Origin of the sequence: Bradyrhizobium sp. U531, assembly GCF_051710265.1 — a bacterium.
Lineage (GTDB): Bacteria > Pseudomonadota > Alphaproteobacteria > Rhizobiales > Xanthobacteraceae > Bradyrhizobium.
Genome location: NZ_JASVEN010000001.1, coordinates 1,690,804 through 1,712,296, shown reverse-complemented (window position 1 = coordinate 1,712,296; position 21,493 = coordinate 1,690,804). Strand labels below are relative to the sequence as shown.

Annotated in this window: 25 protein-coding genes and 1 pseudogene; 12 read left to right on the top strand and 14 right to left on the bottom strand. The window is 63.9% G+C overall.

The genetic code is table 11. From position 1 onward, the window contains the following. The first annotated feature begins 8 nt into the window (after positions 1–8). A complete protein-coding gene (gene kynU, locus QRQ56_RS08460) occupies positions 9–1,211 on the top strand; it encodes a kynureninase (RefSeq protein ID WP_438739078.1) in 1,203 nt (400 codons plus the stop codon). Between the two features lie 168 nt (positions 1,212–1,379). Here kynU and QRQ56_RS08455 read toward each other — a convergent pair whose 3' ends face one another. After that, entirely contained in the window at positions 1,380–2,168 is a 789-nt protein-coding gene (locus QRQ56_RS08455; RefSeq protein WP_438739076.1) for a cobalamin-binding protein, read from the bottom strand. Positions 2,169–2,287: 119 nt separating this feature from the next. Between QRQ56_RS08455 and QRQ56_RS08450 the strand changes: the two genes are divergently transcribed. Together QRQ56_RS08450 and QRQ56_RS08445 are read left to right on the top strand one after the other, a co-directional pair. Continuing rightward, complete coding sequence (locus QRQ56_RS08450; protein ID WP_438739074.1) at positions 2,288–2,686, top strand: PaaI family thioesterase; 399 nt, start codon at positions 2,288–2,290, stop codon at positions 2,684–2,686. Between the two features lie 152 nt (positions 2,687–2,838). Next, the gene (locus QRQ56_RS08445) at positions 2,839–3,444 is read left to right on the top strand and encodes a GNAT family N-acetyltransferase (RefSeq protein WP_438739072.1); all 606 of its coding nucleotides are present in this window, start codon (positions 2,839–2,841) and stop codon (positions 3,442–3,444) included. 81 nt (positions 3,445–3,525) lie between these two features. Here QRQ56_RS08445 and QRQ56_RS08440 read toward each other — a convergent pair whose 3' ends face one another. Together QRQ56_RS08440 and QRQ56_RS08435 are read right to left on the bottom strand one after the other, a co-directional pair. Beyond that, positions 3,526–3,831: a hypothetical protein gene (locus QRQ56_RS08440; RefSeq protein WP_438739070.1), complete on the bottom strand. Its 306-nt coding sequence runs from the start codon at positions 3,829–3,831 to the stop codon at positions 3,526–3,528. Positions 3,832–3,903: 72 nt separating this feature from the next. Next, positions 3,904–4,611 (bottom strand): DUF2161 domain-containing phosphodiesterase, encoded by a 708-nt coding sequence (locus tag QRQ56_RS08435; RefSeq protein WP_438739069.1) that lies wholly within the window; start codon positions 4,609–4,611, stop codon positions 3,904–3,906. Between the two features lie 127 nt (positions 4,612–4,738). On the opposite strand from QRQ56_RS08435, the gene QRQ56_RS08430 reads away from it, so the two are divergent. After that, positions 4,739–5,086, top strand: a complete 348-nt coding sequence (locus QRQ56_RS08430) for a hypothetical protein (RefSeq protein WP_438739067.1) — start codon at positions 4,739–4,741, stop codon at positions 5,084–5,086. Between the two features lie 4 nt (positions 5,087–5,090). Here the strand turns inward: QRQ56_RS08430 and QRQ56_RS08425 are convergent, their stop codons facing one another. From QRQ56_RS08425 to QRQ56_RS08410, 4 genes are read right to left on the bottom strand one after another with little or no spacing between them, the layout of a single operon-like run. Beyond that, positions 5,091–5,345 (bottom strand): ParE family toxin-like protein, encoded by a 255-nt coding sequence (locus QRQ56_RS08425; protein ID WP_438739065.1) that lies wholly within the window; start codon positions 5,343–5,345, stop codon positions 5,091–5,093. After that, on the bottom strand, positions 5,342–5,539 hold the full coding sequence (locus QRQ56_RS08420) for a hypothetical protein (protein WP_438739063.1): 198 nt from the start codon (positions 5,537–5,539) through the stop codon (positions 5,342–5,344). Before QRQ56_RS08420 ends, QRQ56_RS08425 begins: the two co-directional genes overlap by 4 nt. Before the next feature lie 53 nt (positions 5,540–5,592). Then, the gene (locus QRQ56_RS08415; protein ID WP_438739061.1) at positions 5,593–6,273 is read right to left on the bottom strand and encodes an SDR family oxidoreductase; all 681 of its coding nucleotides are present in this window, start codon (positions 6,271–6,273) and stop codon (positions 5,593–5,595) included. 23 nt (positions 6,274–6,296) lie between these two features. After that, positions 6,297–7,055: a tyrosine-protein phosphatase gene (locus QRQ56_RS08410; protein WP_438739059.1), complete on the bottom strand. Its 759-nt coding sequence runs from the start codon at positions 7,053–7,055 to the stop codon at positions 6,297–6,299. 71 nt (positions 7,056–7,126) lie between these two features. On the opposite strand from QRQ56_RS08410, the gene QRQ56_RS08405 reads away from it, so the two are divergent. Further along, positions 7,127–7,453, top strand: a complete 327-nt coding sequence (locus tag QRQ56_RS08405; protein WP_438739057.1) for an MliC family protein — start codon at positions 7,127–7,129, stop codon at positions 7,451–7,453. Between the two features lie 110 nt (positions 7,454–7,563). Here the strand turns inward: QRQ56_RS08405 and QRQ56_RS08400 are convergent, their stop codons facing one another. Further along, on the bottom strand, positions 7,564–7,767 hold the full coding sequence (locus QRQ56_RS08400; protein WP_247317203.1) for a DUF2735 domain-containing protein: 204 nt from the start codon (positions 7,765–7,767) through the stop codon (positions 7,564–7,566). A 49-nt stretch (positions 7,768–7,816) separates the two neighbouring features. Beyond that, positions 7,817–8,209 (bottom strand): hypothetical protein, encoded by a 393-nt coding sequence (locus QRQ56_RS08395; protein WP_438739055.1) that lies wholly within the window; start codon positions 8,207–8,209, stop codon positions 7,817–7,819. Between the two features lie 98 nt (positions 8,210–8,307). Here QRQ56_RS08395 and QRQ56_RS08390 point away from each other — a divergent pair, with 98 nt between their 5' ends. The 4 genes from QRQ56_RS08390 to QRQ56_RS08375 all read left to right on the top strand — a co-directional run bounded on the left by QRQ56_RS08390 (position 8,308) and on the right by QRQ56_RS08375 (position 11,962). After that, entirely contained in the window at positions 8,308–9,342 is a 1,035-nt protein-coding gene (locus QRQ56_RS08390; RefSeq protein WP_438739053.1) for a glutamine synthetase beta-grasp domain-containing protein, read from the top strand. Between the two features lie 198 nt (positions 9,343–9,540). Next, positions 9,541–10,242 (top strand): GrlR family regulatory protein, encoded by a 702-nt coding sequence (locus tag QRQ56_RS08385; RefSeq protein ID WP_438739052.1) that lies wholly within the window; start codon positions 9,541–9,543, stop codon positions 10,240–10,242. 18 nt (positions 10,243–10,260) lie between these two features. Continuing rightward, complete coding sequence (locus QRQ56_RS08380) at positions 10,261–10,944, top strand: substrate-binding domain-containing protein (protein WP_438739050.1); 684 nt, start codon at positions 10,261–10,263, stop codon at positions 10,942–10,944. A 313-nt stretch (positions 10,945–11,257) separates the two neighbouring features. Continuing rightward, positions 11,258–11,962 carry a GrlR family regulatory protein gene (locus QRQ56_RS08375; protein ID WP_438739048.1) on the top strand — a complete coding sequence of 235 codons (705 nt, stop codon included), beginning with the start codon at positions 11,258–11,260 and terminating at the stop codon, positions 11,960–11,962. Between the two features lie 15 nt (positions 11,963–11,977). Here QRQ56_RS08375 and QRQ56_RS08370 read toward each other — a convergent pair whose 3' ends face one another. Next, a complete protein-coding gene (locus tag QRQ56_RS08370; RefSeq protein WP_438739047.1) occupies positions 11,978–14,791 on the bottom strand; it encodes an autotransporter domain-containing protein in 2,814 nt (937 codons plus the stop codon). A gap of 611 nt (positions 14,792–15,402) precedes the next feature. Here QRQ56_RS08370 and QRQ56_RS08365 point away from each other — a divergent pair. Then, on the top strand, positions 15,403–16,371 hold the full coding sequence (locus QRQ56_RS08365; protein WP_438739045.1) for a helix-turn-helix transcriptional regulator: 969 nt from the start codon (positions 15,403–15,405) through the stop codon (positions 16,369–16,371). Between the two features lie 114 nt (positions 16,372–16,485). Here the strand turns inward: QRQ56_RS08365 and QRQ56_RS08360 are convergent, their stop codons facing one another. The 3 genes and pseudogenes from QRQ56_RS08360 to QRQ56_RS08350 form a co-directional block, all read right to left on the bottom strand. Next, a complete protein-coding gene (locus QRQ56_RS08360) occupies positions 16,486–16,692 on the bottom strand; it encodes a hypothetical protein (protein ID WP_438739044.1) in 207 nt (68 codons plus the stop codon). Positions 16,693–17,035: 343 nt separating this feature from the next. Continuing rightward, on the bottom strand, positions 17,036–17,245 hold the full coding sequence (locus QRQ56_RS08355) for a cold-shock protein (RefSeq protein WP_438739043.1): 210 nt from the start codon (positions 17,243–17,245) through the stop codon (positions 17,036–17,038). Between the two features lie 594 nt (positions 17,246–17,839). Continuing rightward, positions 17,840–18,135, bottom strand: a pseudogene (locus QRQ56_RS08350) (SRPBCC domain-containing protein); the annotation flags it as partial. 43 nt (positions 18,136–18,178) lie between these two features. On the opposite strand from QRQ56_RS08350, the gene QRQ56_RS08345 reads away from it, so the two are divergent. Both QRQ56_RS08345 and QRQ56_RS08340 read left to right on the top strand, forming a co-directional pair. Continuing rightward, positions 18,179–19,801, top strand: coding sequence for an ABC-F family ATP-binding cassette domain-containing protein (locus QRQ56_RS08345; protein ID WP_438739041.1), 1,623 nt, complete (start codon positions 18,179–18,181; stop codon positions 19,799–19,801). Positions 19,802–20,037: 236 nt separating this feature from the next. After that, positions 20,038–20,913, top strand: coding sequence for an MBL fold metallo-hydrolase (locus QRQ56_RS08340; protein WP_438739039.1), 876 nt, complete (start codon positions 20,038–20,040; stop codon positions 20,911–20,913). Between the two features lie 144 nt (positions 20,914–21,057). On the opposite strand, the gene QRQ56_RS08335 is transcribed toward QRQ56_RS08340, so the two are convergent. Continuing rightward, positions 21,058–21,306 carry a hypothetical protein gene (locus QRQ56_RS08335; RefSeq protein ID WP_438739038.1) on the bottom strand — a complete coding sequence of 83 codons (249 nt, stop codon included), beginning with the start codon at positions 21,304–21,306 and terminating at the stop codon, positions 21,058–21,060. Positions 21,307–21,493 lie beyond the last annotated feature (187 nt).

Here is a 21,493-nt window from a genome sequence, read left to right as displayed (position 1 = left end):
AAATGACCATGACCCGATATCGCGTCTACGACGATACCAAAGCCCTGTTCCACTTGCCGGACGGCGTGATCTATCTCGACGGCAACTCGCTCGGCGCGCTGCCGCTGGGCGTCGCCGAGCGGGTCAACCGCGTGATCACGACGGAGTGGGGCGATGAGCTGATCCGCGCCTGGAACACCGCGGGCTGGTACGCCCAGCCGCGCCATGTCGGCGATCGCATCGCGCGGCTGATCGGCGCGCAAGCCGGCTCGGTGATGGTCGGCGATACGCTGTCGCTCAAGGTCTATCAGGCGCTCGCCGCCGCGCTCGACATGAACGTCTCCCGCAAGGTCGTCCTGTCGGACACCGGCAATTTCCCGACCGATCTTTACATGGCTGAAGGCCTGATCGCGACGCTCGGGCGCGGCCATCAATTGCGTCTGGTCGCGCCGGAGGACATCGAGGCCTCGCTGTCGGAAGAGATCGCGGTTCTCTACATCACCGAAGTCGATTACCGCACCGGCCGTCGCCACGACATGGCGGATCTGACCGCGAAGGCGCATGCGCTCGGCGTCGTCACGGTGTGGGACCTCGCGCATTCGGCCGGGGCGCTGCCGGTCGATCTTGCCGGCTGCGGCGCGGATTTCGCGGCGGGGTGCACCTACAAATATCTCAACGCGGGCCCGGGCGCGCCGGCCTTCCTCTATGTCGCGCCGCGCCACGCCGATACAGCGCGCGCTGCGTTGTCGGGCTGGATGGGGCACGACAAGCCGTTCGCCTTCGAGCTTGGCTATGCGGCCGCGGGCGGTGTCGAGCGCATGCGCGTCGGCACGCCGCCGGTGCTGGCGATGGCGGCGCTGGAGGCCTCGCTCGACATCTGGGACCGCGTCGATATCGCCGAGGTGCGTACACGCTCGCTGGCGCTCGGTGATCTCCTGATCGCCGAAATCGAGCGCCGCTGTCCGTCCCTGAGGCTGGTCACCCCGCGCGCGCATGACCAGCGCGGCTCACAGGTCTCCTTCGCCTTCGACGGCGGTTACGCCGCCATGCAGGCGCTGATCGCCCGCGGCCTCATCGGTGATTTTCGTGCGCCTGACATCATGAGGTTCGGGATCACGCCGCTGTACATCGGCGAGAGCGAGATCGTTCGGGCGGCGGAGATCATCGAGGAGGTGATCGCCGGCGAGGTGTGGCGTCAGCCGGAATATGAAGTCGTCAATGCGGTGACGTGAACCGAGCTGTGCCCCGGACGCAGCGCAGCGCGCCGCATTTGCGGCGTGGTGCGCTGCAGAGCCGGGGCCCATGCCGCATCGTGCTCTGTTGCGAGATGGGTCCCGGCTCAGCGCCGCAACGCTGACGCGTTGCAGCACGTCCGGGACACGATAGCGGTGGCGGCCTCGCTATTCGCGCTCGCCCCACAACGTCATCACGATCGCGTCCAGTCCGTCCGTCAGCGCCGCCGGTCCCGGCTGCAGGATGATCGGCGACTTGATCTCGATGATGCGGTTGTCGCGCACGGCGGGGATCTCGCCCCAGCCATCGCGCGCGCAGATGCGGGCCGGCACGACCTTCTTGCCGCACCAGGAGGCCAGGATGACGTCGGGGGCGGCCTCGCGCACCGCCTCCGCTGAGACGATGCGGTCCTTGGCGGCCTGCCGATGGCGCAGCTCCGGGAACACATCCTCGCCGCCGGCGATCTCGATCAGCTCGGAGACCCAGCCGATGCCGGAGATCAAGGGATCGTCCCATTCCTCGAAATACACTTTTGGTCGCGGCGAGGGGCGGGGCGTTGCGGCGACATCTGCCAGGCGCTGCTCCAGATCTTGCGCGAGCACCTCGGCGCGTTCCGCCGCGCCGACCAGCGCACCGAGCGTGCGGATCATCGCCAGGATGCCGGCGATGTCGCGCTGGTTGAAGACGTGGACGTCGATGCCGGCGCGCACGAGGTCGGCGACGATGCCGGCCTGGAGGTCGGAGAAGGCCAGCACCAGATCGGGTTCCAGCGCCAGGACCTTCGGGATGTCAGCCGAGACGAACGCCGACACCCGCGGCTTCTCGCGCCGTACTTGCGGCGGACGAACCGCGTAGCCGGAGACGCCGACGATGCGGTCCTGCTCGCCGAGCAGGTACAGCGTCTCGACGGTCTCCTCGGTCAGGCAGACGATCCGGCGGGGCGGGAAGTGGCGCATGGTCTGGAGCCTATGCACAATGTGCGCGCCGATGTCAGCAGGCCCATGACCTCGGACGTCATTGCTTTGCTGCGCGAAGCAATTCACGTTGAGGCAACAAGGAATTGGGAGGAGATCTGATGACGCCGCTCGAGAAACTTAAAGCGATGAAGATGCCGTTCGCCGAGCTCAAGGGCGTCGAGTTCATCGAGGCCGGGAAGGACCGCGTGGTGGCGCGGATGACGGTCCGGCCCGATCTCTGCACGCTGCATCACACCATCCATGGCGGCGCGGTGATGGCGCTGGCGGATTCGGTCGGCGCGGCCGCGACCGTCATCAACCTGCCCGAGGATGCCAAGGGCACGACCACGCTGGAGAGCAAGACCAATTTCATAGGTGGGGCCAAGGAGGGAACCACCTTGATTGCCACCGCAACCCCGGTCCATCGGGGCCGGCGAACCCAGGTCTGGACCACCCGGCTCGAAACCGAGGACGGCAAGCTGGTTGCCGTGGTCACCCAGACCCAACTGGTCCTGTAAGACTACGGAGCTTTGATTCTATTAACGAATTAGTCGTCTCAGGTGCCTTTAAGTTGGGCAGGTCCTCGTCTTGAAAAAGATGCTGCGATGCACAATATAGGAGGCCTAGGGATTCGAACGCCTCCTCGAGGGACACCAAGAGGAGTTTTGACGTGATACTTGAAGAGACCGTCCGCACCGCCCCGGGCTATGTGCGGACCCTGATCCAGCAGGAAGAACTGCCGCTTCTGCGCGATCATCTGCTGAGGCTCGATGCCGAAAGCCGGCACGACCGTTTCAACGGCTTTCTCGACGACAGTTTCATCGAGCGCTACGCCGCCCGCTGCGCCGAGGACGGCACCGTGATCGTTGCCTATATCGTCGACGGCGTGGTCCGCGGTGCGGCCGAGTTGCATCCGCCGGAGGACGAGGCGCTGCCTGAAGTCGCTTTCAGCGTGGAAGGCTCCGCGCGACGCCAGGGCGTCGGCACCGTGCTGTTCCGCCGCCTGATCGCGGAAGCGCGCTGGAGAGGCTACAAGAGCCTGCGCATCACGACGGGTGCCGAGAACCACGCGATGCGGGCGCTCGCCAGGAAGTTCGGGGCGCATCTGGCTTTCCGTCACGGCGAATCGACCGGGACGATCGATCTCGGCAAGACGCCCGAGGCCGAGCTCGCCGATCTCGCGGCTTCGCCCTTCACGGCCGGGCGTGCGCTGCTCAGCTTCAACTCGACCTGCTGGAAGATCATCTCAAGCATGTACGCCAATCGCGCGGCCTGATCTCAGGTCGCTGGCTGAATCAAAAAGCGGACCGGCATGGCCGGTCCGCTTTCGTATTCCTGGGGTCGTGAAACGCGCGCTTCAGGTGCCGGTGCGCTTGTCGTTGCCGAAGCGGCGGACGACGCGGCGTTCGACCACGACAGAGCGCTGCGCTCCCTGTTCGCCGGCGATCACGCGCGTCGCGGTGATGCGGCTGTTGGTGCGCGCCTGCTTCTTCACTTCGGCCTGCACGACGTCGATGGGCATGCCCATCAAGGCTGCGGCAATCTCGGCCTGCTGCTCGTGATCGTCGGTGATACCGATGGCGGCGAAGATCGCCTCGTCCAGGGTCGGCGGATCGTGGCGGACGCGACGCGTGCCGTACTTGGTATTCCAGTCTGCGCTCATGGGGGCCTCGTTTCGATTCTGGATACCTAGTGCCGCCTATGTTGCATTGCAATATGAATTTGGTATGGCATCTCAGCTATTCACCGCTTGCATCGATCGCCGTGAGGGGGCGCCGCCCTTGACCTCGACCGGTTGCTGCGGCCAGCGCTTCAGGGCGGCGTGCCCGGCCTCGGTGAGCCCGTAGATTCCCCGGTCGGCCCGCTCGAACCAGCCATACACATTGTTAAGCAAGATCTTGCCGGCATCCGGACAGCGTTCGCGCAGGTCCCGCACGCGCTGCGGCCCCTCGGCGAGGGCCGAGGCACAGGCCAGCGCCTGCTGCCGATAGGCCGTCATGATCGGTGAGCGGGTGCTGCCACCGAGGGCGGGATCGCCCTGGCGGCGCTGGTGCTCGGCAACGAGGCGCGAGCGCACCTTCGGCTCGCGGCGGGGCGCTGCCGTCGGCGGCTTAACCAGCACCTCGACCTGGCCGCGATCGGTGACGCCGAGCATGCCGAAGCCGAGGCGGCGGCAAAGATTGCGATAGCGCGCATCGCTCTCGCGCCCTTTGCCGCGGATCGACATCTTCGCCGCGATCCAGACTTCGTCGGCAGCCGATGCGCGATCGACCGCCTGCAGGATCAGCTCGAGATTGAAGGCGAGCTTCAGCTCTCCGATCACCACGACCGGCGGATCGCCGGCGCTGAGGCCGACGAGATCGCAGCCGCCGATCTCGCCCTTCACGGTGAAGCCGAGCTCTTCGAGAAAGCGTTTGACGGGCAGGTAGAGCGCGGTTTCCACGGGGCGTCCGATCGGAGAATCAGTTGCGATCAGTCTAGCCCGGAACGGAGTCCGGCCCCTGCGCCATTTGATCGGGAACGGATGATCCGGTTATCCTGCGACCGGGACAGTCGGACGTTTGGCGACGATGACGATCAGGAACGGGCTCTACCACATTCGCATCGAGATGCTGGATGCCGTCCAGGGCGGCAACCAGGGCGTCATGGTGCTGCGTGACGGCACCATGCGTGGCGGCGATTCATTCTTCTTCGCCTATGGCAGCTACGCCTCGGCCAATGGCAAGTGGAAGGGCGAACTGACCAACGAGGAACACTCGCCCTCGTTCGACGAGCGTCCGGTATGGGGCCGCAAGATCGTGACCATCGGCTTCAGCGGCACCTACGACGATGAGACCGCTTACGGCGAAGGCATCGCGCTCGCCGGCAAGCAGAGCATCCGTTTCAAAGGCAATCTGCGGCTGCTGGTGCCGGATTGACGTTTCAGCTCACGAGACGGTCGTAGTCTGCATGAGAGCCGATCCAGAACCAGACATAGGCGTCGTCAGTCTCGACAGCCAAAGCACGATATCGGAGCCCGACTCTGGCCGACCACAAATGTCCGACCCGTTTGAACTGAAGCGAGGGATGGGAGGGGTCGCTTTTCAAGAGCTGGAAATTGGCATCGGCCAACTGTCGAACCTTGAGGGGCAGAGCCTCATAGGCTTTCCAAAACTTGGGCGACGCCGTGTGCTTCACAAGTCGCGAGTTTGGCCGGTGCGATAAACGCTCAGCGCCTCTTCGGCAAAGGCATCGAGCTTTCCCGCCTTAATGCCTTGCTCCAAGGCCTGATCGAAGCGCTCGGCATCGAAATGCTCGAACCACGCACGAAATCGCGCCAACTCGTCAGGCGCAAGTTGCTCGACCGCTCGCTCGATCTCATCCGCTTTCATGGCTCGAATATAGCAATGTGCGGTGGCTTAGAAAAGATACAAGGCAGTTGAACCTACACCCGTCCGCCCACCGGGATCAGCGCGCCGGTGACGCCGCTGGCGGCATCGCTGGCGAGGAACAGGATCACTTCAGCGAGCTCCTGCGGCGTGACCCATTTGGTAAAATCCGCCTTCGGCATGTCGGCGCGATTGGCCTTGGTGTCGATGATCGACGGCAGCACCGCGTTCACCGTGACCTTGCCCTTGTACTCGCTGGCCAGCGCCTCGGTGAGCCGGTGCACGCCCGCTTTCGATGCCGCATAAGGCCCCATGCCGGAGCCGGCCTGGAGCGCGCCCATGGCGCCGATATTGACGATGCGGCCGGCCTTGGACGCTGCGAGATGCGGCAGCGCCGCGCGCGAGGTGTTGAGCGCGGTCAGGACGTTCAGTGCGTGCATGCGCTGCCAGGTCTTGATGTCGCCGTCGCCGACCGTCTCGAAGGCGAAGCCGCCGGCGATGTTGATCAGCGCATCGAGCTTGCCGAAATGATTGGCCGCCGCGTCGATCGCAGTCTTGGCCTGCGCTGTGTCGGACAGGTCGACACCGCCGATCTCGATGCGCTCCGGTGTCGCCGGCAGTTGCGAGGGCGCATGATCGATGCCGGCGATGCGCGCGCCGCGCGACTGCGCGACGTCGGCAACCACTTTGCCCAGCGCGCCGAGCGCGCCGGTGATGACCAGGACCTTGCCTTGCATTGTCGATCTCCCGGCGCTGCGGCCTATGATTCCAGATAGCGTGCTTTCAGCGCGGCCCGCTCGGTCGCCCCGAGCTTAAGCCCGTCGCGCAGATAGGTTTCGAGATCGCCATATTCGCGGCCGACGGCCTCGAAAGCTGCAGCAAGATACGAGGTCTCGACGCTGCCGATGGCGTTGCGCACGTCCTCGGGCAGGTCGGTGGCCGCCGTCGCATCGCGCTTGTAGTGCTGGTTGGTCAGCAGATAGTCCTCGGCGATGATTTCATCGGGCACGCCGAGGGCATGCAGGATCAGTGCACTGGCAAAGCCGGTGCGATCCTTGCCCGCGGTGCAGTGGATCACCAGCGGCGCGCGGTCTTCCAGGAGATGGCCGAACAGGCTGCGAAAGGTCTGCGTGTTGTGGCGGACATAATTGCGGTAAGACTCCCGCATCAGCTCGAGCGCAACCGGCGCGGTCAGCGTGCCCCCGGCGATCTCGGCGCGCAGCGCCGCCACGACGGTCGGCTCGATCGGCAGCGAATGCACCGTGATCTCGTTCACCACGCAGACGCCGGCCTCACGCTCTTCCCGACCGCGGAAATCGAACGCGCTTCTGACGCCGAGCGCGCGAACGATGGCGACGTCATCGGCCGTGAGCTGGCCGAGATGGTTGGAGCGGAAGATATGCCGCCAGCGCGTGGTGCGGCCATCGGTGGTCTTGTAGCCGCCGAGGTCGCGAAAATTGCTGGCGCCTTGCAGGGCGAGGTGACGGGCAGGGGTGTCGTTGCGGGGGGAGTCTTGCATGGGATCAGCTTGGGTTATGGTTGCAGCGGGCGCACGGCGGGCGTCCTTGAGGTCTATCACAGGGGGCGATCATGGGCCGGCACAAGGCCATTGTCTTGGCGATCATCATGCTGTCGGGCGGAATTTTCGATGTACCGCAGGCCGATGCGCAGACGTTCCGGAGCTATCGATGCGCCGATGGTACGCAGTTCATCGTTGGATTTTATGACGCCGACAAGCGGGCCTTTCTCCAGATCGATGGCGAGCCGGTCACGCTCGCCAAGCGGCTGTCGGTCTCGGGCGTCCGCTATTCGGGGGCGGGCGTCACGCTGAAGATCCCGACGACCGGCGCCACCACGGTAAAGCACCTGAAGCGGCCGGTGACGGCCTGTGCGGTGATCGAAAGGCCGGGGATCTAGCCGGGCGGGCAGCGAGAATCAAAAAGGGCCGAAACACCGTTGTTTCGACCCTCTTTCAACTGCTGCGAGGCGCATGCGCGAGCGCCGCGGTTTCAAGCCAGACACTGGCATCAGCGATCCCATTTGGGTTTGGCTTCGTCGACCGCATCCTGGTGATACCAGCTGTCGCTGCAGATCGAGGCGTTCGCGGGCAGCGAGGCGTGATCGGCAGGAAGGCGGGTTTCGCCATAGCGGCGTCCGGCAAGAGCCGCGCGGCCCCCGACCGGGAATTGGTAGATCGTTGCCGATCCGTGACTCAGACCATTGTTCATCATTTCGATTTCTCCTTGGTCAAAGCGCCTTGGCCTCCATGGTGCGCTCGACTCATTCGATTGTGGTTACTGGAATCCCCATATCGGCCGCGTCTTCCCAATTGGAAAGTGCTGAAAAGGAAATCAGTTGCCGCCCAATTTGTAGGCAGGTGGAGGCCTGCATCCCCGAAGGCACCGTCTCGGTGACCAACGCCTCGGCCATTCCAAAGGTTGCTGCGTAGGGGCGGGTGACTTTGCGAAAATTGCTGGCGGTTGATGCGTGTTTGATCGGCAACTTCCGGCTTGGCGCCGCTTGCTGCAGAAACGGGCGATTTCCCCGGGATTTTTGCACTGCAGCTTCACGCGAAGGTGCGCGGCTATGACGCAGACCGCAGGGGAAAATCTCCTCGCGGCGGATGGGCTTCAGCCGCGGTGGAAAACCCCGCGCAGTGCGGCCTTTTGGCACGTTAAATGCTTGTAAAGGGCCGGCCGATGGTGGCCGGGTACAAAACGTTCGGGGGCCCCCAGGCCCCCAACCTTTCGCATCATCTACAGAGAGGCTCAATGACCAAGTATAAGCTCGAGTACATCTGGCTCGACGGATATACGCCGACTCCGAATTTGCGCGGCAAAACTCAGATCAAGGAATTCGCGTCGTTCCCGACGCTCGAGCAGCTTCCGCTCTGGGGCTTCGATGGCTCCTCCACCCAGCAGGCCGAAGGCCACAGCTCCGATTGCGTGCTGAAGCCGGTCGCCGTGTTCCCGGACGGCGCGCGCACCAATGGCGTGCTCGTGATGTGCGAAGTCATGATGCCCGATGGCAAGACCCCGCACGCCTCCAACAAGCGCGCCACCATTCTCGACGACGCCGGCGCCTGGTTCGGCTTCGAGCAGGAATACTTCTTCTACAAGGACGGCCGTCCGCTCGGCTTCCCGACCGCCGGCTATCCGGCGCCGCAGGGCCCGTACTACACCGGCGTCGGCTACTCGAACGTCGGCGACGTCGCCCGCAAGATCGTCGAAGAGCATCTCGACCTCTGCCTCGCGGCCGGCATCAACCATGAAGGCATCAACGCGGAAGTCGCGAAGGGCCAGTGGGAATTCCAGATCTTCGGCAAGGGCTCCAAGAAGGCCGCTGACGAAATGTGGATGGCACGCTACCTGATGCTGCGCCTGACCGAGAAGTACGGCATCGACATCGAGTTCCACTGCAAGCCGCTCGGCGACACAGACTGGAACGGCTCGGGCATGCACGCCAACTTCTCCACCGAGTACATGCGTACGATCGGCGGCAAGGAGTATTTCGAAGCGCTGATGGCTGCCTTCGACAAGAACCTGATGGACCACATCGCCGTCTACGGCCCGGACAACGACAAGCGTCTGACCGGCAAGCACGAGACCGCGCCGTGGAACAAGTTCAGCTACGGCGTTGCCGACCGCGGCGCCTCGATCCGCGTCCCGCACTCCTTCGTCAACAACGGTTACAAGGGCTATCTGGAAGACCGCCGTCCGAACTCGCAAGGCGACCCATACCAGATCGCTTCGCAGATCCTGAAGACGATCGCCTCGGTGCCCGCCGACAAGAAGGCCGCGGCCTAAGATCCTCCCGGCCCGGGCTGGGGGGCTGGCCCGGGTTGGTGCTCAATCCGCCGGAGCTTTCAAGGCTCCGGCGGATTTTTGCGTTCTGGTGACAGCCGTTGTTGTGAGTCTGGCGGCCATGCCGGCCTGAAGCCTGTCCATCGCCGCCCAAAGCGGGATAGAGTGCCGCCAGGATATGCGCGGGGCCGGGGACGGCTGGTGTTTGAAGGCTTCTACAAGACGAGATTTCAGCTCGGCAACGCGGTCGGCCGGAGCGTGATGCATGTGGCGAACGGCAAGCTGCTGGGCGGCAATTCGGCTTTCGCCCATATCGGCACCTATGAACCGAGCGAAGCCGGCGTCGACATCGTCATCAAGACCGTTCGACACAACCCGGATCCGAACTACCGTGCCATGGCCGGAACGGATGATGCGACCCTGATCGCGAAGGGATGGGCCGACGGCGATCTCTATCGCTTGAAGGGTGAGTTGAAGGAGCTGCCCGGCGTTCCCTTCCAGTCGCTGATGACGCCGATCACCGACGACGAGGTGCCGATCGCCGGCAGCGTCGGCGCGGACGGCATTGCCGACGGCCTTTACTCGATCCACCTGCGGATGCTCGACGGCGTCGACGGCGGCCTCTCCGGCGTGATGCTGCTCAACCAGGGCCGCATCCTCGGCGGCGATGCGGCGTTCTACTATCTCGGCAGCTACACCGCCGCGAACGGCCGCTGGAAGGGCCAGATCCTCAACCAGGAGCACACGCCTGCCAAGGATGATCCGATCTTCGGCGGCCACGAGGTCGGCATCGGCTTCTCCGGCACATATGACGCGGAGCAGGCGGTGCTGGAGGCGACGGCGCTTGCCGGCAAGCGTTCCTTGCGCCTGACCGCCGCGCTCAAGCTGATGCATCGCGCCTAAACGCGACGGGAAAATCTCATGGAAACGGTTCGCATGCTTTCTACGCTCGGCCTGATGGGTGCGATGCGCAGCCTGGCTTCGGCCTTCGAGACCGCAACGGGCATCCATGTCGATGCCGACTACGCGCCGACCCTGGCGCTGCTCAAGCGCCTGCGCGCCGGCGAGCCCGCCGATCTCGTCATCCTCACCCGCGAGGGCCTCGACGAGATGATCGGCGAGGGCCGCGTCGTTGCGGACGGTGCGAAGGACCTGGCACGCTCCTATGTCGGCCTCGCCGTCCGGGCCGGAGCGGCGCATCCCGACATCGGCAGCGAAGCGGCGCTGCGCAAGACGCTGCTGGCCGCGCGGTCCATCGCCTATTCACGGCTTGGCGCAAGCGGCGTCTATTTCGCCCAGCTGATCGTCCGGATGGAGATCGCCGCGGAGATCAACGCCACGGCCACCGTCGTCGAGCAGGGCTTTACCGCCGAACGGCTCGTGACGGGCGAAGCTGACCTTGCCGTGCAGCAGATCAGCGAGCTGAAGCAGGTTGAGGGCATCGAGGTGATCGGCCCGATCCCGCACGAACTGCAGACGCCTGCCGTGTTCTCCGCCGGCCGCATCGCAAGCGCGGGGCATGCCGCGGCTGCGGATCGCCTTCTGCGTTATCTGGCCTCGCCGGAGGTCATTCCCGTGCTGCGCCAATCGGGCCTCGAGCCCTGAATTCGCCGGAGCATCTCGGGACCTTCAAGAAGCACGAGCGCGAGGTGGAGTATTCTAGGCGTCACTGACGCGCGATGCCCTTGGGGCAAGCAAGAAATGCGAAAACAACCCCATGCACAGTAGCCAAGTCCTTGAAATCGCTCGCTGCTGATTAGGCGAAATGGACGGCCGCGCCGGGCGCAAGGCAGGGGATGAGGGCTTCGAGGCCGCCCGGGGGCCCGCAAGCCCCCTGCGCGCAAAAGCCGGGTGGCCGAGCTGCGGCGGCAGTGCTAGGTAGCCCACGATTCCTTTTCGGTTTTGTGGGCTGATTGCGTTGCTGGACGGACTGTACAAGGTTGAATACGGCGTCAATGATGCGTTCGGGCGCAGCATCATGTGCCTGCATGACGGCAAGATGCTGGGCGGCAATTCCGGCTTTGCGCATCTCGGCACCTATGCCGAGCAGGGCGGCGAGATCGTCGCCGAGGTCATCACCGAGCGGCATAATCTCGATCCCAACTACAAGCCGCTGATGGGGGCGGACGTCGCCGCGATCGGCGCGCGCGGCCGGCTGATCGGCAACGAGATCCGTCTGCAGGGCGGCGCGAACACCATGCCCGGCGCCCATTTCTGGGCCAATCTCACCCGGCTCGATGACGGGGCGCTGCCGCCGCGCGGCACGATCGGGCAGGGCGGCATCGCCAACGGGCTCTACGGGATGAGCCTGCGAGCCCTCGACGGCGTCGATGCTGGCCTTTCCGGCGTGATGCTGCTGATCGACGGCCGCATCCTCGGCGGCGATGCCTCGTTCTACTATCTCGGCTCCTACTCCTCGGCGGACGGCCGCTGGAAGGGCGAGATGCTGAACCAGGAGCACACGCCGGCAAAAGGCGAAAACCCCGTGTTCGGCGGCTTCGAGGTCGGGATCGGCTTCTCCGGCACCTGCACGGACGACAGCGGCGAGCTCGAAGGCATCGCGCTGGCGGGAAAGCGCAGCTTGCGGCTGGCGGCTTCGCTCAAACTGATGCGGAAGGCTTAGCGCGCCGCGGCCCCATCACCACGCGTATCGCACGATGCCCTTGCCGGCGTAGGACTGCGTGACGTTCGAGAACTCGCCGTCGAACGTGGTCGCGACCGACCAGCCATTGATCCACTTCATCTCGGCGGCTGCCGTGACGAGTGCGGCGTTCGCGGCCTGGGCCGCCCCGTTGACGACGAAGGATGCGCCGGGGAGGGCCTGGAAGGTCGGCAGCGCGTTGCGGTCCGTGTTGAAATTGTACGCCCAGGCGGCACGGCCGCGCAGGGTGAAGATGCCGTCTTCCATCGCGAACGATTTGTCGGTGCGAAGGCCAAGTTCGCTGCGCGGCGCCGTGACGGTTCTGGCCGCGTAGCTTAGGGCAAACACGTTGGAGCCGGAATCGGCCTGCTCGGCGTAGGCCGGCAGGTCGAAGGTGGTGAACTGTCCGGCCGCATAGGGCGTCCAGCCGACGCCGAGGCCGACGATGCGATAGCCGCCTTCGACGCGCCCCGACCATGCGTTGGCGTGGAAACGTGCACGCAAGCGATCAAGGCCTGCGATCGTCACGGCGCGATCGGTGGTGATGTCCTGCCAGCCATAGGCGAGCGCGGCGGTGATGTAGGCCGCTCCCGCATTGTGCCGGATGAAGCCGCCGGCCTGGAACAGGTCGGAGCGGCCGGAGCCGAGACCGTTGACGCTGAAATTGGTGCCGCCGCCGGCCAGCGCAAAGCCTGCGATCGTGTCCGGCGAGAAGCGATAGTCGGCACCGACGGCGACGCCGTAGAGGTTGCTGCTTGTGTTGTTGGAGCCCACCGCGCCATTGCCGTCGGTGCGTTGCGATCCGCCGAAGCCCGCTTCCCAGACGGCCCAGCGCTGCGCAAAGGGCGAGGCCGCCAGCGGCGCCTTGGTGGAGATCGCCGCATAGGCGTCGCGCTCGCTGCCCGAACGCGATGTCGCGCGTTCGTCTTCGTTCGCGAAGGCGTTTGGATTGCCGCCGCCGCTGATCGGATTGCCGCGACCGCCGATGAAGGGGTCGGTGAGCACGCCCATGAACTGGCTCATTGCGTCGAAGGTGGATTGCTGCGAGCCGGTGGCGATCTCGCCGGACAAGGTCGTGAGCGCATTGCCGAGGTTCGCGCCGGTGAGGCCGAAGAGACTGCCGAACGCGGCGGGCAGGGCGCCGCCGCTGTTGAAGAAGTTGTTGACGGTGTTCAGGACGTTCTGCTGGTTCTGATTGAATGCAGAACCATTGCCGAGCGTGGCGGTGAGGTTCAGGATGACATCAGTCGCGGTGTAGCTCAGGCTTTGCTGAAATCCGGGAGCACCGCTCACGCCGGAGAAGGTCGTGCCGCCGAACCCGCCTTGTGCGGTCAGGATGGTGTATTGGCGACTGATGTAGCTGCCAGGCGAGAAAACCGTCTGCACGCTGCCGCCGGTCAGATTGGCCGTTCCGACGACCTGAGCTCTTGACGACGCGCCGGGGGTGACCTGAATTAGGTAGATGGCGCCGGATTGGAAGGCCAGATTGCCATAGATCGTCATCGACCCCGGCGCTCCCGGCGGCCCGGGCGCGAAGACGCCGCCGCCGTTGATGGTGGTATTTCCCAATAACCCTGTGCCGCCGAGTGTGGCGCCCGAATTGACCGTGGTCATCGTCGGAGCCGTGAGGGACGCGTTCACCAGCAGTCTGCCGCCGGCGACCACGACCTGAGACGACACGTCGGTGATCCCGATGACCGGCTGATATACGATGGTGCCGGTGTCTGTGGGTGAGCCGAACCGCGCCGTCGCGTTGGCACCCAGGGTTACTGGCCCGTCGAGAGTGACCCGCGTTCCGGCGGCCGCAGACATCGTACTGACGACCCCGCCCACGAATGTGAGATCGTTGGTGAAGCTCCCATTGAAATTGGTGCGAAGTGTGCCTTCTGGAAGCGACACCGGAGCCGCGCCCAGTGCCCCGCTGTTGTCGACCTGCAGCGTGCTGTCGGAATACACGGCCACGTTGGCCGTGGTTGCAATCGAGCCGTTCACCTCCAACGTACCCTGGATCACGCTCGTCGCGCCGGTATAGGTGTTGGCGCCAGCCAGAACGGTGGTCCCGAGACCCGAGATGATCAGCGAGCCCCCGCCGTCGATCGGTCCGGTGAGCGTCAGTCTGCGCGAGTCCTGAGTGTTGATCGTCTCGATGCCGTTGAGGGTAAACCCCTGCGTGAGCGTGCGTGCAGACGTGGATGCTCCTCCATTGAAGACGAAGATGCTCGACGTCATCTGGACGGCATCGAGTCCGAGGCTCGTATTGCCCAGCCGGAAGGTGGAGTTCTGCAGGTCCAGCGTCGTGAGGTTGACTCCTGGACTTTTGCCGATCGAGCCGCCGGCGGCCGTAAAGTCGGAGTTCTCCAGGAAGAGACCGCCGCCCGTGGATCGCGTCGTGAACGTCCCGTTCCAGATCACGGGCGTCACGGCGTTGGGATAGTTCGGGTCGCTTTGGAACTTCACGCGATTGACATCGAAGACGGCGTTGGAGCCGACAGTGATGGACTGTCCCTGGATTGAAGACACCGAAAACGCGAGGGTGCCCGCGGCATTCGGATTCAAGGCGCTCAGGCGGCCGACGATCGTGCCGTCAATCACGAACGTTCCGGCCTGGCCTGAATCGAGCCGGTTGAGAACCTCGTAGTTGCCGTTTCCCGGGGCACCTTGAAACGTTGCGGTGTGGCCCGGAAACATGAATTGGTTGTTGTTCAAAGCCCACGAAATGACCGCAGCGGGCGGGTCTATCACGGCGCCGGCCGTGTTGACCGTAACCCTCTCGGTGTCCGGACCATCGGGATTTGCCCGGTTGTAGGTCACGCTGCCATCCTGAGTGGCGGGCGTCGCATTGAAGGCCTGGCTATATGCTTCGCCTGCGCAGGCAAGCGAACCACCAAGTGCGGAACCAAGCAGACAGATATTTCGGAAAGAGCCTCGGCTTCGGATGAAAGCGGTATGCCGAGGAGCCTGGTTGATCAAATTCAGGGCAGCGATCATTTTCGACGGCATAAAGGACCTGCAGGGCAATCGGACCACGATGCGAAGAGCGAGATCGGTGCTCTTTCATCTTATGAATCGGCAACTGCTCCAGATTGGTCAGCCTGCTGACTGCCGATACCGGCATATGCCGGTGACGGCAGGCTCACAGGGCCGTTTTTCTGAATTGAGGCAATTGAGCCACATGCGACATTTTCCCGATCGGTCGATCGACGTGGCGAGCTGTCATCCTTGCCGACAGCCGTGCACCGGGAACCCTGACGGAGCTTGCGGGACGAGAAATCCATCGGCTAAGCTGACTGCATTGCACGATCCGATGACTTGGAATGCCAGTGGAAATTATTGATCTCGTTTATGAGACTGCCTTCGTTCCTGAACTCTGGCCGAAACTTTTATCCGAGCTGGCCGCAACATCTCGCTCAGTCGGTTCGTCGTTGTTTCTGTTCGGTGATGACGGCGGCGCGAGCGGTGTGACGCTCGACAATCTGCAGGATCTCCTGCGCGAATTCCTCGCCAATCCCGACCTTCGCTTTTCGACCTCGGTCGTTCGAATGTGCGATACCAAGCCGAACAGTTTCGTCGAGGTCGATGACTATCTGTCAGCCGCGGAAATCGAGAATGATCCAATACGCCAGCGCTTGCGCGCGCGCGACATCGGAACGCATCTCTGCACGGCCGTGCCGATGCCGACAGGGGAATTGGCAATCTATGTGCTCCAGAAGGCGCACGGCGCAGGCCGGTACGAACCGGAAGAGCTCGCGCGGCTCAATGCCCTGCGCCCGCATCTGGCGCGCACCGGCCTGATCGCGGCGCGGCTGGGAATCGAGCGTGCCAAGGGAACCGTCGCCGCTCTCGACGCGCTCGGGCTTGCGGCCACCGTCTGCGCCAATGGCAAGGCGATCGCGACCAACAGCTCCTTCCTTCAGCATTCCGATCTCTTCAGCATCGGTGCTAGTGACCGGGTCACCGTCGCGCAGGGGCGTGCCAACGAGCTGCTGCAAGCCGCCGTTCGAGAGCAGGGCGGTGCTGCGACTGCGGTTCGCTCGATCCCGATCGCGAGCTCAGGCGAAGCGGCGCCGGGCGTTCTTCATGTGATACCCCTGTTGCGGTCGGCCAGGGACGTCTTTTCCGGCGGGGATACCATCCTGGTGTTCACGCCAGCCAAGCCCAGCGCGCTGGTTCCCGCGCCAAGCCTGCTGTCGGGTCTGTTCGACCTGACGCCTGCTGAGGCGAAGCTCGCCGTGAGCCTCTCCGCCGGCCTGACACTCAAGGCGGCGGCAGAACAGAGCGGCATCAAGTTTGCGACGGCGCGCTCTTACCTCGAGCAGATCTTTCGCAAGACCGGCACCGGCCAGCAAAGCCAGTTGGTGGCGCTCATGAAGAGCGCGACCGCCATTCGGTGAGATCGTTATTGGGGCCTTTGGCAGCAGCCCTCCTGTCTTGCCGGGGCGGGGCCGGTCTGCGGCTGGCGGCTTCGCTCAGGTCGCGCGCATCTGCTGCCGGTCGCGGTCGGAAGATCATTGAAAATACGAGAGCTGATCTTCCGTAACGACTCGCTCGATCTTCTCGGACTTGGCCCTGATGCGGTATCTCACGCGACCATCCGACTCGATCGGCATATGTTGAATGATGGTATAAACCATCGGCGGTTCGGTGGTGGCACGTCCTTGCGGACCTTGGGGTTGATGGCGAACGTCTTCATTCAGCTTATAGGCATACGACATGTGTTACCTCGATGTTGCGGCCGCTCTAGCGTGGAGTGACGTAACGCATGCCGTCGGCTCCCGCCCTGACTCGTAAAATCGAATACTAGGCCACTCTAATCCTCTGGGATGGATTTTGTAGCTGAATAAGCGAGTTGGCGAGTGACTCCGGCATGAACGGCTGATCGGATCGCCTGCTTCGACGAGCAAGGCGACCACTGGACCGACAGTCCACGAGTAGCGCACGTCACAATCGCCTGCAGGGCGAAACAAAAACCCCGCCCTGATGACTCAGGAGCGGGGCAGGACCACAAGCTCTGCCAGTACATCCGTGGCGAGAGCGGCAGGTCTGTCGTGCTCCTAATTAAGCAGCACGAAGATTATCGGCAGCGGACTTGCCCGTACGACGGTCGGCGACGACGTCATAAGACAGCGTCTGGCCCTCGTTCAGGGTGCCCATGCCAGCGCGTTCGACCGCGCTGATATGAACGAAGACGTCGGCGCTTCCGTTTGCCGGCTGGATAAAGCCGAAGCCCTTTTGGCTGTTAAACCACTTCACCGTTCCCGTATTCATCAGGTCTTTCTTTCGTAGACGCGCAGGAGTGCTGGCGCGCTGACTTGCGGCCAGCGTTCCGGTTAGTCGATGTTGGAGAATGTCTGAAACGTGCGCGCCGTCAGGATCTGAGGCGAAAGCGGAACAGTTGTTCGGCCAGTATCGATGCCAGACCTTACATCAGCAGCCGAGAGACTTCAAGTAGAAGGCGACGGCCCCTTCTCATTATGGTTGGTGTCTTTGTTCTGTAGGCGAGAGAGCCGCTCGAACCGGTGAACGATTGCGGGAACGAACATGAGTGCTTGGAAAGGTTCCCTTTTCCGGCACTTTCCTGCATAGTTGGGCATGGCAAAAGTAAAAGTAAGCTTCAAACCAATTCGTAAGTCAGAGGGCGACTGGGCGATTATCGCCGAGTACCCGGGCGTAGAACCTCGAGAAATCACGGGCTTCACGAGCAAGGCCGAAATTGACGATTGGATGAACGGTGAGCGTCGGATCGCGTGGCTCCGATCGCAGGGTTACGCGAAGTGACATAACGTCATACGACCGCGTTTTCGAGCAGTTGGAAGGCGTGACCACACCCTTCCGGTCCGCTACCTCCTGCACGCGCGACGTCGCGTATTCGATCCGCTTGTGTGCGACGATCTTCGTGTAGGCGCCGACGCAGTCAAACCCTTGCTGCCGTCCTTGGCTTCGATGCGCGACGAGCGCGCGCCGCCGTCACGCAGGTCGACCGTGGCCCTCGTCGTATGCCCGTCGTCGGACGCGGCGTTCGACTTCACGATGTCCGCGGGCGTCGTACACGCACGCCAGACCTGATCGACGGACGCCGCTGCGGTGGTCTCGACGGCGATTGGCGCCCGCGCGGGCAGAAATCCGTACCCCGCCGGGCTTCCCCTGGCGGCCGGCATGGAATATGACGCTGCAGCGCAAAAATCCCCCCAAAAGATAGTCATGATCCGCCTCGACAACGTCAGCAAGCAAGCCGGCCACCAGATCCTGTTCATCGAAGCCTCCGCCGCCCTCAACAAGGGCGAGAAGATCGGGCTCGTCGGCCCCAACGGCGCCGGCAAGAGCACGCTGTTCCGGATGATCGCCGGGCAGGACCTGCCCGACGAGGGCCAGGTCTCGATCGATCGCGGCATCACCATCGGCTATTTCAACCAGGACGTCGGCGAGATGTCTGGTCGCAGCGCCGTGGCCGAGGTGATGGATGGCGCCGGTCCGGTCAGCGAGGTCGCGGCCGAGCTGCGCGAGCTCGAGGCCGCCATGGCCGATCCTGACAAGGCCGACCAGATGGACGAGATCATCGCCCGTTACGGCGAGGTTCAGCACCGCTTCGAGGAGCTCGACGGCTATGCACTCGACGGCCGCGCGCGCGAGGCGCTGTCCGGCCTCGGCTTCAGCCAGGAGATGATGGAAGGCGACGTCGGCAAGCTCTCCGGCGGCTGGAAAATGCGCGTGGCGCTGGCGCGCATTCTCTTGATGCGGCCCGACGTGATGCTGCTCGACGAGCCGAGCAACCATCTCGACCTCGAAAGCCTGATCTGGCTCGAGAAGTTCTTGCACGATTACGAAGGCACCTTGCTGATGACCTCGCATGACCGCGAGTTCATCAACCGCGTGATCTCCAAGGTAATCGAGATCGATTCCGGCTCGCTCACCACCTACACCGGCGACTACGAGTTCTACGAGCAGCAGCGCGCGCAGAACGAGAAGCAGCAGCAGGCGCAATTCGAGCGCCAGCAGGCGATGCTCGCCAAGGAGATCAAGTTCATCGAGCGCTTCAAGGCACGCGCCTCGCATGCGGCGCAGGTGCAGAGCCGGGTCAAGAAGCTCGACAAGATCGAGCGGGTCGAGCCGCCGCGCCGCCGCCAGACCGTGGCATTCGACTTCCCGCCGGCACCGCGCTCGGGCGAGGACGTCGTCGCGCTCAAGAGCGTGCACAAGGGCTACGGCTCCAAGCGCATCTATGACGGCCTCGATTTCATGATCCGCAGGCGCGAGCGCTGGTGCGTGATGGGCGTCAATGGCGCCGGCAAGTCGACGCTGCTCAAGCTCGTCGCGGGCGCGAGCGAGCCGGACCAGGGCACGGTTGCGGTCGGCGGCAGCGTCAAGCTGGGCTATTTCGCCCAGCACGCGATGGACCTGCTCGACGGCGAGCAGACGGTGTTCGAGTCGCTGGAATACGCCTTTCCGACCGCGGGGCAGGGTAGCTTGCGCGCGCTTGCCGGCTGCTTCGGCTTCTCCGGCGACGACGTCGAGAAGCGCTGCCGCGTGCTCTCGGGCGGCGAGAAGGCACGGCTCGTGATGGCCAAGATGCTGTTCGACCCGCCGAACTTCCTGGTGCTGGACGAGCCGACCAACCATCTCGACCTCGCCACCAAGGAGATGCTGATCACGGCGCTGGCAGATTTCGAAGGCACCATGCTGTTCGTCTCGCATGACCGCCACTTCCTGGCGACGCTGTCGAACCGCGTGCTGGAGCTGACGCCGGAAGGCATCCACCAATTCGGTGGCGGCTACACGGAATATGTCGCGCGCACCGGGCAGGAAGCGCCGGGGCTGCGGTCGTAGCCCCGCGGGTTGCGCGGGCGCGCCAAGGGCGGGCGGTGTTGCCTCATCAGTCATTGCGAGCGTAGCGAAGCAATTCAAACTGCCTCTGCGAAAAGACTCTGGATTGCTTCGCTACGCTCGCAATGACGATGCTGAGAGTGCGGACTTTAGTCCGCCGGCAAGCGTCCTGTGCGGTGCTGCTGACTTGAACACCTCGGCGAGGCTGTTACGCTCCCTCAAAAAGGGAGCGAACAACCATGAAGCAAATCCGGATCGGTGACATCACCATTGACTCGGTGATCGAGCGGGAAGGGCCGTGGCGGCGGCCGCAGGATTTCTTTCCGGCCTACGACGAGGCAGTCTTCAAGCGACATTTGCCGACCATGGAGCCGGAGGTGTTCGACGCCGCGCGCGGCATGATTGTGATCACCTACCAAACCTTCGTGGTGCGCACGCCGCGCTATACGATCCTCGTGGATACCTGCACCGGCGAGGACAAGGGCCATCCGCCGCCGTTCGACTTTCCCGGCAAGGGGCGCTGGCGCAACGAATTGTTCGCGCTCGGCATCTCCTTCGAGCAGATCGACTACGTGTTCTGTACCCATCTGCACATCGATCACACCGGCTGGAATACGACCCTGCGCGACGGCCGCTGGGTGCCGACCTTTCCGAACGCGAAATACGTCTTCCACAAGGGCGAGTACTCGGCGTGGGAGGCGGAGAACGCTGGGGGTAACAACCCGCCCGGGACCGTGTTTCGCGACAATTGTCTGCCGATCGTCGAGGCGGGACAGGCGCTGCTGGTGGACGACGATTACGCACTCGACGACACCGTGACGCTGACGCCGACGCCGGGACATTCGCCCTGCCATTGCTGCGTGAACATTTTTTCGAAGGGCCAGCGCGCGGTGGTCGCTGGTGACCTCATGCATCACCAGATCCAGTGCCGCGAGCCCGACTGGTCGGCGCGGCCGGACTGGGATCCGAAGCAGTCGGCGGTGTCGCGGCGGAAGTTCTTCGCGTCGGTCGCGGACACCGACACGCTGATCCTGCCGGTGCATTTTCCGGCGCCGACGGTGGGGTGGATCAGGCCGCTGGGGGATGCGTTCGATTATCGCTTCAAGCGGGACTGAAGCATCTCCGTGTCGTCATGCCCGGGCTTGTCCCGGGCATCCACGTTCTTGTTTGAGCGTGGACGTGGATGGCCGGGACAAGCCCGGCCATGACGGGTTCGCTTGGCGATTGTCCGCCAAAGAAGCCGAGAAGTCGCAGCGCTCTTACGCGCTGACTTCGCACTTCTTCATGAAGCTGTTTTTGGCGGCGCCGGCGAGCGGCTTGCCGTCGGCGCTGACGGCTTTGGGCGTGCAGGCGTCGGCCTTGCACTTCTTCATGAACGAGGCCTTGGCGGCGCCGGCGAGCGCCTTGCCGTCCTTGCCGACTGCCTTGCTCTCGCAGGTGTCGTCCGCGAAGGCCGAGCCTGCTGCAAAGGTGGCAACGATCGCAGCCAGGAAAATCCGCTTCATCATGGGTCTCTCCGTAAACCAGAAATGGCGGAGGGATTGGAGCCGCGAATCGTGGCGCAATCAAGCTGGATGAAGGCTTGCGACCCGACCGTGCGGCGTTTTTTGGAGCCGGACCTCGGGTCGGCCGGCGGCCTGTTGCACTGCTCGCTGACCCCGGCGGGCAAGCCTGCTAGGCTCGGCCAGCTTAGCT

What these genes read in the sequence shown, in the direction of transcription:
- QRQ56_RS08440 (WP_438739070.1), bottom strand. Translation starts at nt 3,831, where the DNA reads ATGAGCGCAGACTGGAATACCAAGTACGGCACGCGTCGCGTCCGCCAC.
- QRQ56_RS08335 (WP_438739038.1), bottom strand. Translation starts at nt 21,306, where the DNA reads ATGATGAAGCGGATTTTCCTGGCTGCGATCGTTGCCACCTTTGCAGCA.
- QRQ56_RS08415 (WP_438739061.1), bottom strand. Translation starts at nt 6,273, where the DNA reads ATGCAAGGCAAGGTCCTGGTCATCACCGGCGCGCTCGGCGCGCTGGGC.
- QRQ56_RS08450 (WP_438739074.1), top strand. Translation starts at nt 2,288, where the DNA reads ATGACGCCGCTCGAGAAACTTAAAGCGATGAAGATGCCGTTCGCCGAG.
- QRQ56_RS08345 (WP_438739041.1), top strand. Translation starts at nt 18,179, where the DNA reads ATGATCCGCCTCGACAACGTCAGCAAGCAAGCCGGCCACCAGATCCTG.
- QRQ56_RS08405 (WP_438739057.1), top strand. Translation starts at nt 7,127, where the DNA reads ATGGGCCGGCACAAGGCCATTGTCTTGGCGATCATCATGCTGTCGGGC.
- QRQ56_RS08355 (WP_438739043.1), bottom strand. Translation starts at nt 17,245, where the DNA reads ATGAATACGGGAACGGTGAAGTGGTTTAACAGCCAAAAGGGCTTCGGC.
- kynU (WP_438739078.1), top strand. Translation starts at nt 9, where the DNA reads ATGACCCGATATCGCGTCTACGACGATACCAAAGCCCTGTTCCACTTG.
- QRQ56_RS08390 (WP_438739053.1), top strand. Translation starts at nt 8,308, where the DNA reads ATGACCAAGTATAAGCTCGAGTACATCTGGCTCGACGGATATACGCCG.
- QRQ56_RS08430 (WP_438739067.1), top strand. Translation starts at nt 4,739, where the DNA reads ATGACGATCAGGAACGGGCTCTACCACATTCGCATCGAGATGCTGGAT.
- QRQ56_RS08340 (WP_438739039.1), top strand. Translation starts at nt 20,038, where the DNA reads ATGAAGCAAATCCGGATCGGTGACATCACCATTGACTCGGTGATCGAG.
- QRQ56_RS08360 (WP_438739044.1), bottom strand. Translation starts at nt 16,692, where the DNA reads ATGTCGTATGCCTATAAGCTGAATGAAGACGTTCGCCATCAACCCCAA.
- QRQ56_RS08420 (WP_438739063.1), bottom strand. Translation starts at nt 5,539, where the DNA reads ATGAAAGCGGATGAGATCGAGCGAGCGGTCGAGCAACTTGCGCCTGAC.
- QRQ56_RS08410 (WP_438739059.1), bottom strand. Translation starts at nt 7,055, where the DNA reads ATGCAAGACTCCCCCCGCAACGACACCCCTGCCCGTCACCTCGCCCTG.
- QRQ56_RS08455 (WP_438739076.1), bottom strand. Translation starts at nt 2,168, where the DNA reads ATGCGCCACTTCCCGCCCCGCCGGATCGTCTGCCTGACCGAGGAGACC.
- QRQ56_RS08380 (WP_438739050.1), top strand. Translation starts at nt 10,261, where the DNA reads ATGGAAACGGTTCGCATGCTTTCTACGCTCGGCCTGATGGGTGCGATG.
- QRQ56_RS08400 (WP_247317203.1), bottom strand. Translation starts at nt 7,767, where the DNA reads ATGATGAACAATGGTCTGAGTCACGGATCGGCAACGATCTACCAATTC.